Genomic DNA, 13,289 nt, shown 5'->3' on the forward strand with positions numbered 1-13,289 from the left:
ACCGGATGTTCCACTTGAATGCGGGTATTCATTTCCATGAAGTAGAAGTGACCATGAGCATCCAAGAGAAATTCTACTGTTCCTGCACCGACATAGTTAATGGACTGGGCTGCTTTCACGGCTGCTTTTCCCATTTTTTGCCGTAAGTTAGCATCTAAAACCGGACTCGGTGACTCTTCAAGTAATTTTTGGTGACGACGCTGAATGGAACAGTCTCTTTCTCCCAAGTGTATGACATTCCCATACTGATCAGCGAGGATTTGAAATTCAATATGACGGGGACGTTCAATAAATTTTTCTAAGTAGACACCACCATTACCAAAAGCAGCTTCTGACTCTCCCTTCGCCGCTTGAAAGAGCTTACTTAACTCGCCTTCATGGTGGACTAAACGCATTCCCCGCCCTCCCCCACCAGCAGTGGCTTTCAGCATGACTGGGAAGCCAATGTTTCGAGCAACGCGATAAGCCGTTGTTTCATCAGCTAATAAGCCATCACTACCGGGAACCACCGGAACCCCTGCTTTTTGCATGGTTTCTTTTGCTGTTGATTTGTCTCCCATTGCGCGAATGGCAGCCGGCGTCGGTCCAATGAAGTGAATTTGATGATCAGCGCAAATTTCAGAGAATCTGGCGTTTTCGGCTAAAAACCCATATCCGGGATGAATGGCAGTTGCGTTACGAGTCAGGGCAGCAGCAATCAGGTTAGGAATATTCAGGTAACTTTTACTCGAAGGCGGTTCGCCAATGCAGACACTTTCGTCAGCCAATTGAACATGAAGCGCATTACGGTCAATGGTAGAGTGTACGGCAACGGTGGTAATGCCGAGTTCTTCACAACTATGTAAAATTCGCAGGGCAATTTCCCCACGATTCGCAATTAGGATTTTAGAAAAGGACATTGGTAACTATAAAAATGCAGATATTAAAGTTGTTTTTTCTCCGAAGCAATAACTCTAACCAGTGACCCTTGACCAATTAGTCACATCAACCGAATTAAGATGTTGTCAATCAAACTCTCAACCAATCATCGCTCATCACTCATAAATTGTTTCGTCTTCTTCCCGCCAAGCTGGATCGACCATACAAACAAATACTAATGGTTCATCGCCACAATTATGGACATATTGACGTGCATTGGGGGGAATATAAATGGCATCTCCTGGCTCAATCACTTGGCTTTCGTTATCTATGTGCATTTCCCCTTTGCCTTGCATAATGTAATAAACTTCGGAGGTCGTTAAGGAGTGGGGAATAGACGTTTGACCAATTGGGACAATGGCATGAGCGAGACTATAGCGTAGCTCTAAAGGCTGCTTATCCGGATGTAACAATTCTCGTAAAATTGTGCCATCCCCCGCTGTAAATTCTTCGCATTCGTTGAGTTTTCTTACTAACATCTTTTCCTAAATCCTTATGTTCAATTCAAACCTGATCGCGGCGAATAATCTTGACAATTAATGGCTTGTTCTGTGTTGGCAATCAGCGGTTGAATAGTGCATTTCAGTCGGTGATCATTGGTAAAAAATTGACAATTTGCACAGGGAATTTTGTGCATGGTTTCACCTCGTCTCACAGCGCTATAGATGGCACTGAGCAGTGTCCAAATCAGCAGAATGGTGAACCCCCAAGCCAAAACAAAGCACAGGGGAACCAAAAAGGGTTGCAGTAATGAAAGTAGGGTGTTGAGGAATGTAATCAAAACAAAACCAGGGATTAATTGCTGTTCTTGGCTCATCACGCTCGGTGAAAATTACCAATTCTTTATCGTATCACAGAGCATCCCTGGAAGATTAAGTCAAGTAATGGAGATGGAGTTTAGACACTAATCTTCTCTTTGAGTTCTGATAGTTGTTGTTGGTTAAAGATGCGTTTAAGGAGTGCGGCTGCGGCTTGGGGCTCGGCTGGAATTAAGACATGAGGGATAGAAGCATTGGCTAGACGATTCAAGCTTTCGCCAATTTTGATTGCTTGGGGTTGCTCGAGTTCGATGCAATCTGCCCCTTGTTTGAGTTCTTTAATTACGACTGGGGCAAGGGTACGATAGGAGTGTTTTGGATTGACGATCGCGCTGTTGGCTGTCTCAACCAATTGTCGCCAGTTCGGATCATCCTCTGCTAATCCTTTAGCACGATGACAAATTTGTGACAAAGTTTGGCGCGTCTCAACAGTGTCCTCTCCTTTAAATAATTGCAACATTTCTCGTAACAGCGGTCGGATCTCAATGACCTGATTTTCAATCGCAGTTGTGGGTTCAGCGGTTGCAGCTCCGCCGAGATCAGCGATTACTGCTTTTACATCGGCACATTGATCTAAATGTTCCTGTAATTCCTTAAATTGAGATTCTGCCCCTTTAACGAGTTCTTTGCCTTGGCCTTCACTCAAGCCCTCTGGCGATTGCAAGCGCGCGATCAAATCTTTTAGTACATCAAAAGCAGAAAGAAACAGTGACTCGAGTTTTTCATCAACATTGACTTTGCCATCCCGAAACACCTTAAAGGCATCTTCAAGACGGTGAGCCGTTTTTTGGATGCTGCCATAGCCCAACATTGCCCCGCCTCCTTTAATGGAGTGGGCCGCCCGAAATAATTCATCAATTTGTTCTGAATCTTCACTCGCACTCGATAGGTTCAGTAGTCCTTGTTCGAGTGTTTCTAGATGTTCTTTCGCCTCTTCAATAAAATACCCGAGGATGCGTTGTTGATTATCGCTCATAATAACCTTACCTTGGCTAGATCCCAATGTTTTTATCCTACCCTGTTCACGTGATGAGATAACTTGCCCAAGCCGTGACTTGTTCTTCACTTTTTTCTTCGGAAGAGCCAGAAGCAGTTTTGTCGCGGATCAGTAAACGCCAAGTTTTACCCTCCGCTTGCCGCTGTAGATAAATGTCAAACTCATTCTTCTGTTGCGTAATCTCTTGACGAGGCAAATTGAGTTTAAGGGTATACGTGCCACTGACTTCATAAGTGGGTAAATCAGCGATATAAAGGGGATTCAGCGTTTTGACCTTAAGATTTTTGACGTCAAAGTTGGTAGGGGTGGAACGGTCCAGTTGGGTGTTTAAACGATCTTCGGTCAGAGTGAGTTGGCGCGCGATCGCGTGCTTAATAATTTCTCGCCCCGGCGCTAACCCTTTCGGTGGGGTATTGCCACCACAAGCTGTCAACAAAACCACAAGCAGTAAGATGAAAATAAGCCGAAGCTGGTGACCAATGGTTAAAACAGGCGGTTGCTTAAACCCAAAGCGCAAGTGCTGAGGTTGAAAAACTTTCATGACCTGACCTCCCTTTCCTTTACCCCTGATTCCGAGCCAATTTGATCGGTCAAAACTCTAAGATAACCTAAAATTCACCCTCTCTTGAGCGTTGAATATATTAAGATATTTGACAACTTGCTTGTAGAAATTAAAAATAGATCATTTGTTGTCAATTTATTGAGGACTTGTAGAGAGATCCAATCAAATATGAAAATAGCAGTTACCAAAGAAATTGAAGTGGGAGAGCGCCGAGTGGCGCTAATCCCTGATATTGTCTCCCGTTTAGTCAAACAAGGCTGGGAGATTCAGGTCGAAGCTGGGGCAGGAGAAGCAGCCTTTTTTAGCGATCGCGCTTATGAAGAAGCCGGTGCTACTATTATCACTGATAAAGCAACTTTATGGCAAAGTGCTGATATTATCACTAAAGTCTCCGCACTCAAAGAAGAAGAACTCCCCCTCCTGCCAAAAGGAAAATCAGTGATTGGTTTACTCGACCCGTTAGGCAAGCCGGAATTGATTCAAACCCTAGCAGAACAAGGGATTAATAGCTTTGCCCTCGAACTCATGCCTCGGACTAGCCGTGCCCAAAGTATGGATGCACTCTCTTCCCAAGGCAATATTGCGGGTTACAAAGCAGTATTACTAGGGGCAACAGCATTGCCAAAATTCTTCCCGATGTTGACGACTGCGGCAGGAACCATTCGCCCAGCCACCGTTTTTATCATTGGGGTTGGGGTAGCCGGTTTACAAGCCATTGCTACTGCGCGTCGTTTAGGAGCATTGGTGGAAGCCTTTGATATTCGCCCAGAAGTGAAAGAACAAGTACAAAGTCTGGGCGCAGATTTCGTGGAAATGTCCTTTGAAGAAGAAACCACTACTAAAGATGGTTATGCCAAAGAAGTTTCCAAAGATGCCAAACAACAGTCCCAAGAACTGATTGCCAAGCACGTGGCAAAAGCTGATGTCGTGATTACAACCGCACAAGTCCAAGGTAAACGTGCTCCGCAATTGGTGACCAATGACATGATCAAGCAAATGAGACCCGGTTCTGTTATCGTTGATCTGGCTGGAGAGCAGGGTGGAAACTGCGAACCCACCGAAGCCGGAAAAGATATTCAAGTTGAGCCGGGAGTGACGGTCATTGGACCGATTAACTTGCCCTCTTCCCTACCGATTCACGCTAGCCAGATGTATAGTAAGAACGTTTCGACCCTGTTGCAATATCTGGTGAAAGAGGAACAAATGCAACTGGATTTTGAAGATGACATCATCAATAGCATTTGTCTCACTCATGATGGCGAACTGCGCAACCAACGAGTGAAAGATATCTTAGCAGCGAAAACCGAATCAAAAGTCTAAATACGCGAGGAAATAACGATGGAAACAACACTCATTGCCAGTTTATTTGTATTTGTCCTGGCTGCTTTTGTCGGGTTTGAAGTGATTAATAAAGTTCCCCCAACGCTACACACTCCCCTCATGTCAGGTGCTAATGCTATTTCCGGTATTACTGTCATTGGTGCGGTGCTGATCGCCGGCGCCGGTGGCAATAGTACAGTCACGACTATTATGGGCTTTATTGCCGTTATCCTAGCCACAATCAATGTCGTCGGCGGGTTTCTCGTCACTGATCGGATGCTGCAAATGTTTAAAAAATAAGGAGGCTAAATCTTAAGTGAACGACTTAACAACATTTTTACCCACAGGGATTCAAATTAGCTACTTAGTTGCGGCTTCCCTGTTTATTCTTGGCTTAAAGAAATTAGGGTCCCCAGCGACAGCTCGTAATGGGAACGTTTTATCTGCAACAGGGATGCTTCTTGCCGTCGTGGTTACCCTGCTGGATCAACAAATTCTTAATTACCAATGGGTGCTCATTGGAGTCGCTGTTGGATCAGTGATTGGTGCGATTATTGCCAAAACCGTTGCCATGACAGCAATGCCACAAATGGTTGGCTTCCTCAACGGCTTAGGAGGTGCGGCCTCAGCATTAGTTGCGATGGGCGAATTTTGGCGACTAGTCCACTCAGAAGCAGGAGTGCCCCTTGACGCGACCATTACCGTGATTCTCGGGATTTTTATCGGTGGGGCAACCTTGACGGGTAGCTTAGTGGCAGTAGGCAAGCTACAGGGGATTATTACCGGAAAACCCGTGACTTTCCCTTTGCAACAACCCATTAACATCGCGATCGCGGGTGCCTTTATTGTCAGCAGTGCGTTTTTAATTGCCAACCCAGCTGATCAAGCGGCCTTCTTCACCATGATTGGACTGGCGAGCTTGTTTGGGATTCTCTTTGTCCTTCCTATTGGCGGTGGCGATATGCCCGTTGTCATTTCGCTATTAAACTCTCTATCTGGTTTAGCAGCCAGTGCAGCAGGTTTCGTCGTCATGAACAATATGCTGATTATTGCCGGAGCGTTAGTCGGGGCATCCGGTTTAATCCTTACCGAAATCATGTGTAAAGGCATGAACCGCTCTTTAGCCAGCGTTCTCTTTGGTGCGTTTGGCGGCGGTGACGCCGGTGGTGTTCCCGGCGCTGTTGGTGCGGACTTAGGCGATAAAGTGGTCCGTAGCATTGGTTCTGAAGAAGCAGCGATGATGCTCCGCTACGCCCGTTCGGTAGTGATTGTGCCGGGTTATGGCATGGCGGTTGCCCAAGCCCAGCAAGCGATTCAGGAATTAGCGATTCTCCTTGAACAAGGGGGCGTGGAAGTGAAATATGCGATTCACCCGGTTGCGGGAAGAATGCCAGGACACATGAACGTTTTACTCGCCGAAGCGAATGTTCCTTACACGCAACTCTATGATATGGATGACATTAACCCGCAATTTGAACAAACGGATGTGGCGTTAGTGGTGGGTGCTAATGATGTGGTGAACCCCGGTGCCCGTCATGACCAGGGAAGCCCGATTTATGGGATGCCGATTCTAGAAGTAGATAAGGCAAAACAAACCATTGTCATTAAGCGGAGTTTAGGAACGGGTTTCTCCGGGATTCAGAACGAACTCTTTTTCAAAGATAAAACGACGATGCTCTTCGGTAGCGCGAAAGATATGCTTACCCAATTAGTCTCGGAAGTAAAACAGCTCTAAAGCTAACTTTCTAATCTGTTGAGTGACGCTCCAGTCTAATGCTGGGGCGTTCTTTTCTTAAAGCGATTCCTGATGCTGTTACAAAACTTGAAATTAACCATAGTTAGGGCTTGCTGAATTAAGCTGAAGTGTAGAGCCGACAAGGAATAGAGAAGCAATCAAAGCAAAATGGGTTCTCTAACTCTTCTGAGCAAAAGACAGTATAAACGTTTGTTAGTCGTCCAGGAAGTGGCTCGTCAGCAAGGAATAATGTTTGAGAACAATCAAAGAAGAATTGATAATCGGATTGTCAGTTTAAGCCAGCCCCATGTGCGTCCAATTGTGAGAGGAAAAGCTGGACAAGCGGTAGAGTTTGGTGCCAAACTTTCCGCTAGTTGTTTTGATGGGTATGTCTTTTTAGATCATTTAAGTTGGGAGAATTACAACGAATCAAAAGACTTTAAAACTCAAATCGAAGCCTTTAGAACTTATACAGGATGTTACCCGGAATCGGTTCATGTTGACAAAATTTATCGAACACAGGAAAACCGAGCTTGGTGTAAGGCAAGAGGAATTAGAATTAGCGGTCCTCGTTTAGGAAGACCACCCAAAAAAGTCAGCTTAGAAGAAAAGAAACAAGCCCGATTAGATGAAAGAATTAGAAATGAAATCGACGAGCGACCCCGCGCCGTCGCACGGCGCTAGGGAACGCGCGAGTTGAGGGGAAATTTGGTCAAGGAAAGAGAAGATTTAGTTTAAATCAGGTGATGATGAAATTACCTTCTAGTTCGGAAACAGCAATTGCTCTTACTTTTTTAGTGATGAATTTAAACACTCTGTTGACAAGGGTGTCTTATCTTCTTTTTAATCTATTTTGGCAAAAACTCCTTTTAGCTTTACTAAAATTTATACGAAATGAAATTAAAATAAGTTTTCTTTATTAAAATAATGCTCTCACCTGATGTGTTATTTCTCTTTTGCTGTAATTGACTCGAAGGGTCAATCGATCGCGACTTTTTCAGCAAGCCCTAATTAACCAAGCTTGGGGTGCGGTTTCATTTTGCCTTCCAAGTTCCACCGTAACGATAGTAAAGATTATTCGCACTGAGTTTTGGCCAACAATCTGGGCAGACTAAATACCAGCAATTGCTCTGGTCAAACTGAATGCGGTAGCGTAAACTAACAACCGTTTGGCAGTATTCACAAGGTTTTGGTTGTTTTGCCATTGCTCATGTAAAAACCAACTCCATGCCAATTCATCCTGCAACCTTATAACAATTGACAACTGCTGAGGTGTTAGAAAATGACCAAAAGCCTTGAAAAACAAGACACCAAACCAAAAAAAACGATTTAAGGAGAACTATTACTTCCCAAGAAAATCTAGTTTATTAGGAGAGGGCAAGCAACGATGAGTTTTCATCTTCATAAAACAATTTTATCGCATCACTATTCCGACGCAGTAAATTTTCAACTTGTAATGTCGAGCAGTTTCCAAGTCGGAGCCAAATGACTTTAGGTGGGTTCCCAAATACTAAACTCAGATCGTGCATATCAGCATCTTTCGAGACAATCATCAAATTGTTATTTTTTGCATAATCCCAAACTATCGGGTCGATTGTCGCTTTCATTCCTACATCTCGAACATGAAGAGAGCCTGGGAAAAGATCGCTCAATCGGTTCGGCAGTTTAGGCGACAAGTTTTCATCAAATAGTAATTTCATGCGGATGATGAAGCAGCCATAAACCGACGTTCACGGTCAGCAGCATAGGCGATACAAGCCTTTAAATCTTCTCGCGTTAGATCGGGAAAATCATCAAGAATTTCTGCTTCAGTCATCTCAGAAGCCAGGTATTCAAGCACCTCATAAACGGTAATTCGCAAGCCACGTACACAAGGTTTGCCACCGCGTTTGTTTGGTTCGATCGTAATGTAATCTCTATAATTCATAGCCGGTTAACTAATTGATTCTCAGTTTTATTCTCAGTTAAAGTTTAGAGATCTACATCCACATCACTATCCTCGTCAGACTTCTCGCCACGAAGTTTCTTCATACCTCCACCAATACCTAAACCTAGAGTTCCTCTTCCCATGTTTTTGACTCCGCTCTCTACAAGTTCGTCACTTTCAGTGACTATACCTACAACTGCTTGCCCTCCCTCTAAAGTATTTGACCCGAGTTTTTGATCACTCCAAACCCTACATTACCCAAGAATCCTGCAACCCTAATAATGTTCATGAGATTCTCCTATTAAGATACTTAGCTAAATTCTAACGGCAAAACACAATGGCGGTAGGTAACCTTGAACTCAGTACTAGCAGCCTTTATCTGTCCGCGCAAGTAGTGATTGCATCTGGCAGCGCCCAAAGGCGCGATGTGGCGAAGCCACAGCCGTTTGGGCATCGCGCATCGCAAAAATGCCCCATCTGGGTTCCGGTTGCATCTTCCGGCTGAATCGCTTGGAATTGAACCGGATCAGAATTAATCCCTGCATCCACAAAGATCACGCGATCCACTTCGGCAATCGTGGCAGCCAGTTCAGGTGTCAGTTGATGGCATAGCAGCGATCGCGTCTTAGAAAACCCCAATGTTTGAGCTTCTGTGGCGACTTTTAAGCCAACGCCATCATCTCGACGGAAGGCATTGCCATAACCGATAATCAGCGTTGATGGGGATGCTGGTTTCATTTTACCTTCCAAGTTCCGCCGTGAAGATCAATGATTCTTGAATGTGTCCTTCCCCTAAAAGAATAAAGAAGGCTGCTGTTGCAGTAACCGACCATCTCCATACGGTCGGTGTGCAACGGGATTGTTATGCGGCGGTATTCCTTCATCCTTTCTATTTCAGGAATGCTCATTGCTCCTATCTTGCAAAACCGACACCCACAGCTCTAGTAGATAACTTTGTTGCCGCTCCAACATCATGTTAATGATTACGGAACCCAAATGAGTAAAGGGTTGAAGAATCGTATACAAGGTCCTTGCTGATGAAAGAATCTCAAAATCAACCATCCCAGGTCGGTTGCCTACATTCCCAGGACAAACATCTAATTCCTGATTGTCAACCTGAACTTTTAACCAACTGTGACTGATCATGCGTTCAGGCTGTAGCAATCCATCGATCTCTGAAGCTGGAAACTTGCACAGGGCATGCACTATTCGTGAATTGATTCCCAACCGATGATAAATTTCCTGCAAGGCAAGTGCCTGTTGTTGGCAATATCCCATGCCTCGTTGAAAGGCTCTTGCAGGAGAATCCCAAGGGTTGCAACGAGAGTAGGAAAACTTTCTGGCAGTCAGATTTTGGACATATTCAACCAGCAACCATCCTTTTAAGTTTGTTGCTTGACTGGTACTCACCGCCTCCCCGATCGTTGTCACATTATTCACAGAATTGATTTTTGGGAGATGGCGCATCACTGGGAGCGTCCAAGCATACAACGCTAGAAAACCAGCAAGATTCAGTCCTAGCAACGAGAGCAGAATCCCTGGCGATACCTTCAACCAATCAGCAATCGCTACAGTAACAAAACCAATCCCGATGAACCAGATGCCAACCTTCCAGTAACCAGAAAGCATGGCAAACGGAGCCATAAATAGAACAAGGAAACTCCCGATTAAACCGCACAAAAAACCGGGGATCGTTTTGAAGAGTTCCATTAAGCTTAGCATTTTCCGAGAAACCCTCCCTCAAACACTAACTAATGGACTGTTTCGAGTCCTTTCTGACTGATTTAATAACACTGGTTCAGCCATGATCTCTCCACCACTAACCTCAAACTAGCATCTCACCGACAACCTCAAGCTACCGAACCTCGAACAGTGCGCCATTACACACTGACGACACTTTTTTGCAGTTTTGCCCGATATTTAGCGCGAGAGTTTCCGCAAGGGCATCTTCTCTTATTATCTACTGATCCGGCACAGTTGGTTATTAGTATTTTAAGAGATCTTTTTCTGAGCATTAAAGGCTTATCAATGACTCAGCTCACACGCCGTCAACAACCTTTGACTCTCAGCAAATAGCTTTTATCCGGTCGGATGCAGCGACTTGTTATGGCGTTGGCGAGGCTGTCGAAGAGGTTTAGAAATGATTTTCCTACCACTTGCTGCTTGTCGTTTCTGTAAGTCATCACAAATCGCCTTCAAATCATAATTGAATGCCTTTGCATGTTCCTCTCGAATCCTATAAATTTCCTCTAAAATCTCATCTCTCCACATTTCTAAACTCCCATTAACTCCTAGGGTGTACAAACTGTGGGCAACTCGTACCCACCATCAAAACTAATCTGAGCCAACTTTTTCTGAATTTGAGCGTTTGCGATATGTTTACAGTTGCACGTTAGCAAATAGTCCAAGCCATAGATTGTAACAACCGCAATATGAAGGGCATTGTCAGCAGCTTTGGGTGTATGATCTCTAAAGACATTCTTTATTCGATCGGTAGAACATCAGCAGGGCAACTAATTAAGGCAGTTGACGCTGAGAAAGGAACCTCATACGCCTGTCCTGCCTGTAGCCAAGCTCTTATACTTCGCAAAGGAACACGGAAACGCCCACACTTTGCCCACAAAGCTCTTAGCCCTAACTGTACACCTGAAACAGCTTTGCACTATAGCTTTAAGACTCTACTCTTTAGCAAAATTCAAAAACATCTTGATCAGCAACTACCTTTAGAGATGCAATGGGATTGACCTGCTTGTGGGGGAGTGCATACGGGGAACTTGCTGAAAAAAGTAGTTAAAGTAAGGCTTGAATGAATTATTCTCTAGGTGATTCACTAAAGAGCAAAACTTCAAAATTTGGCTCAAACAGATAACCTTGCAACCACACTCCCCACCGATACCCTAGCGGTCGAACGGTGAAGTTGTGGGGCGGCAGATAACCTCGGAGACTCATCGATAACCTCGGTGCCGTCCGCACCAACGTAGTGTTAGCCGTCGCCATTACGTTCGATCTCACGCTCAATAATATCTTTGACAAACTCAGGAAGTTCTTTACTCCACGTTGAGAGCCCTTTGCTTGAGCCTTTCATAAATCTCAATGTCATTTCCTTCCCAAAGCAGATCTATTCTTCTGACCTGCCGCATTGCAATATGCTCATAGCTTTCTGGATACGCCCAGTAACAGGATAGACAAATAGACTTATCCTTAATGCTGTTCCAGTTTTCGCAATGTTCGCATGACAAAGATTTAGCCCGGTTAGCAGAGCCACAAAGTAACATGAAATTTTCTGGGGCTAGATCTGGCTCACCATCAACTTCAAAAGGAACACGATGATCGATTTGTAACTCGCGTTCATCTACCTCTTCAAGATAAATAAAACACCTGCATCCGTATCTGCTAATCAGTGCATCTTTAATTTGCTTGGATAAACCTGTTCTTCCAGAGAGGCGAGTGAATCTTGCTTTGCTAATATCTCCAAATCGATATGCAGCTATTCTTCTGCCGTCATTTCCGGTGACATAAAAGGTTTCTAACGGGATACCATTCTCTCTGACATCTCTAGCTGCTCTTGGAGCATGGTTATAACCGTAGGTTTCTTTCAATTCCTCAGTTGTAATAAATCCGTGTTGCAAGATGTGATCAATGACCGTCTTTGGTCGTTTTGCTGTTACAGAGCGGCAAAGTTCCAAAAAGTCATCGGGTAGCTGCTGAGAATTCTCCATGCTTTTCCAAGAGGGTTAGCTGCTTTGGTTTCTTGTCAATATACTTAAAATCACAGATTTTAGTATTCGTTAAGCTTGTGGATAAACTTGGCGACAAGTACAGTGACTCGATTGTCGTTTCTTCTTTGCCCAGTAATGTAGACTGTGAAGACCTACCAACTTCGATTTCGATTCTTTCAAGATTTAAGCGTTCAGGAAGAACCTTGCCAAAAGCCTTATTACCCAATTTACCGTCATAACTGATAGCAAACGCAGCTCCTTTTCGATTTAACTCCTCAAGAGCTAACACAAAATCATCGAAATTTATCCCAGACAGATACCTTGAATCTCTATTTCCGCATACACCTTGGTACGGAGGGTCCATATAAATAAAATCACCTTTCTGGACTTGCTCTAATACTTCTCGATAATCTAAACTCGTAAACTTGCATTTGCCTTTTAGCAGACTAGACACACCTGCTATATTTTTTCTCATTGTCTCAGGTCGTGTTCCTTTGCGCCTTTTGTCCGGACTTTGGTTGAACAATCCTTCAGAGTTGTAGCGAACCGAACCTTTAACACATCTTGCTAGCAGATAAAGGAATAATCTTGGATCATTAGTCTCATTGAATTTTGACCTAACTTCAAAATAATGGGCTACAGAATTAGTATGTTGCTCATTCCATAGCTTTAAGTAAAAATCTACTATTTCGTCTGGTCTTTCTATAGACAGTTCCAGTAGCTCGATTAGCGGCTTGTTCAGATCATTTAACCAAAAACTTTGGGTAATCTGACTTGCAGACGTAGCAACACTAATCGCAGCAGTTCCAGCAAAAGGCTCTACCAACCTACTGACCTTTTTCGGGAAAAACTGGAGGATGTGTTTAGCAAGATTCCTTTTGCTACCTTGATATTGAATAAAGTGTGGTAGATTCGCCATCGCCATATAAGAACAAATGATCTTGCAGCAGTTTACCACGATATTTTAGCTTGTCGCTTAACTTCAGCTTTCCAATCGGGACAGGGGACGAGGCTGAAGCCTAAGACGGCTAACTATTTATTTTATTAGACTGAAGCTTTCTATCCTATCACTTCCTAGATGACAAAAAGCCTAAATTTTCTATATATTCACCTCATAGAGGATAATATCCAGAAATATTCCGTTTGTTACAAAATTCAAAAAAGAGTGTTATTTCTGCGTAACAAAGACAACTCATTAGACATCTCCATAATAGCAATAACATGGTAAGATTGAAACAAAATTTGTGTGGTGTGCGATGAAATATACTTGGAGTTACATTCAAAAAAATCCAA

16 protein-coding genes and 2 pseudogenes are annotated in these 13,289 nt (G+C 43.8%); 5 read left to right on the forward strand and 13 right to left on the reverse strand.

What is annotated here, in order from left to right:
• The 5 genes from GVY04_13950 to GVY04_13970 all read right to left on the reverse strand — a co-directional run.
• Window positions 1-899, reverse strand: an 899-nt coding sequence (locus GVY04_13950) for an ATP-grasp domain-containing protein (protein NBD17196.1), incomplete at its 3' end; no start/stop codon positions are given.
• A 135-nt stretch (window positions 900-1,034) separates the two neighbouring features.
• Entirely contained in the window at window positions 1,035-1,397 is a 363-nt protein-coding gene (locus GVY04_13955; protein ID NBD17197.1) for a cupin domain-containing protein, read from the reverse strand.
• Window positions 1,398-1,417: 20 nt separating this feature from the next.
• A complete protein-coding gene (locus GVY04_13960; protein ID NBD17198.1) occupies window positions 1,418-1,699 on the reverse strand; it encodes a hypothetical protein in 282 nt (93 codons plus the stop codon).
• A gap of 116 nt (window positions 1,700-1,815) precedes the next feature.
• Window positions 1,816-2,712, reverse strand: coding sequence for a histidine kinase (locus tag GVY04_13965; GenBank protein NBD17199.1), 897 nt, complete (start codon window positions 2,710-2,712; stop codon window positions 1,816-1,818).
• 46 nt (window positions 2,713-2,758) lie between these two features.
• Window positions 2,759-3,214, reverse strand: a complete 456-nt coding sequence (locus tag GVY04_13970; GenBank protein ID NBD17200.1) for a hypothetical protein — start codon at window positions 3,212-3,214, stop codon at window positions 2,759-2,761.
• Window positions 3,215-3,463: 249 nt separating this feature from the next.
• Here GVY04_13970 and GVY04_13975 point away from each other — a divergent pair, with 249 nt between their 5' ends.
• From GVY04_13975 to GVY04_13990, 4 genes and pseudogenes are all read left to right on the forward strand, one after another.
• Window positions 3,464-4,615, forward strand: coding sequence for a Re/Si-specific NAD(P)(+) transhydrogenase subunit alpha (locus GVY04_13975; protein NBD17201.1), 1,152 nt, complete (start codon window positions 3,464-3,466; stop codon window positions 4,613-4,615).
• An 18-nt stretch (window positions 4,616-4,633) separates the two neighbouring features.
• Window positions 4,634-4,915 (forward strand): NAD(P) transhydrogenase subunit alpha, encoded by a 282-nt coding sequence (locus tag GVY04_13980; GenBank protein NBD17202.1) that lies wholly within the window; start codon window positions 4,634-4,636, stop codon window positions 4,913-4,915.
• Between the two features lie 16 nt (window positions 4,916-4,931).
• Window positions 4,932-6,350 carry an NAD synthetase gene (locus tag GVY04_13985; GenBank protein ID NBD17203.1) on the forward strand — a complete coding sequence of 473 codons (1,419 nt, stop codon included), beginning with the start codon at window positions 4,932-4,934 and terminating at the stop codon, window positions 6,348-6,350.
• A 174-nt stretch (window positions 6,351-6,524) separates the two neighbouring features.
• Window positions 6,525-7,177, forward strand: a pseudogene (locus GVY04_13990) (transposase).
• A 540-nt stretch (window positions 7,178-7,717) separates the two neighbouring features.
• On the opposite strand, the gene GVY04_13995 reads toward GVY04_13990, so the two are convergent.
• The 6 genes and pseudogenes from GVY04_13995 to GVY04_14020 all read right to left on the reverse strand — a co-directional run bounded on the left by GVY04_13995 (window position 7,718) and on the right by GVY04_14020 (window position 10,736).
• Window positions 7,718-8,050, reverse strand: a complete 333-nt coding sequence (locus GVY04_13995; GenBank protein NBD17204.1) for a hypothetical protein — start codon at window positions 8,048-8,050, stop codon at window positions 7,718-7,720.
• A complete protein-coding gene (locus GVY04_14000; protein NBD17205.1) occupies window positions 8,047-8,277 on the reverse strand; it encodes a DUF433 domain-containing protein in 231 nt (76 codons plus the stop codon). The genes GVY04_13995 and GVY04_14000 overlap by 4 nt, the downstream gene beginning before the upstream one ends.
• Before the next feature lie 375 nt (window positions 8,278-8,652).
• On the reverse strand, window positions 8,653-9,015 hold the full coding sequence (locus GVY04_14005) for a hypothetical protein (GenBank protein ID NBD17206.1): 363 nt from the start codon (window positions 9,013-9,015) through the stop codon (window positions 8,653-8,655).
• 156 nt (window positions 9,016-9,171) lie between these two features.
• Complete coding sequence (locus tag GVY04_14010; protein NBD17207.1) at window positions 9,172-9,987, reverse strand: hypothetical protein; 816 nt, start codon at window positions 9,985-9,987, stop codon at window positions 9,172-9,174.
• A 369-nt stretch (window positions 9,988-10,356) separates the two neighbouring features.
• A complete protein-coding gene (locus tag GVY04_14015; GenBank protein ID NBD17208.1) occupies window positions 10,357-10,548 on the reverse strand; it encodes a hypothetical protein in 192 nt (63 codons plus the stop codon).
• A 20-nt stretch (window positions 10,549-10,568) separates the two neighbouring features.
• A pseudogene (locus GVY04_14020) lies at window positions 10,569-10,736 on the reverse strand (DNA-binding protein).
• Window positions 10,737-10,739: 3 nt separating this feature from the next.
• Here GVY04_14020 and GVY04_14025 point away from each other — a divergent pair.
• Entirely contained in the window at window positions 10,740-11,021 is a 282-nt protein-coding gene (locus GVY04_14025) for a hypothetical protein (GenBank protein ID NBD17209.1), read from the forward strand.
• 303 nt (window positions 11,022-11,324) lie between these two features.
• Here GVY04_14025 and GVY04_14030 read toward each other — a convergent pair whose 3' ends face one another.
• Window positions 11,325-11,552, reverse strand: coding sequence for an HNH nuclease (locus tag GVY04_14030; GenBank protein NBD17210.1), 228 nt, complete (start codon window positions 11,550-11,552; stop codon window positions 11,325-11,327).
• A 415-nt stretch (window positions 11,553-11,967) separates the two neighbouring features.
• Entirely contained in the window at window positions 11,968-12,915 is a 948-nt protein-coding gene (locus GVY04_14035) for a Dam family site-specific DNA-(adenine-N6)-methyltransferase (protein NBD17211.1), read from the reverse strand.
• Window positions 12,916-13,289 lie beyond the last annotated feature (374 nt).

It is taken from the genome of Cyanobacteria bacterium GSL.Bin1 (genome assembly GCA_009909085.1).
In the GTDB taxonomy this organism is placed as follows: domain Bacteria; phylum Cyanobacteriota; class Cyanobacteriia; order Cyanobacteriales; family Rubidibacteraceae; genus Halothece.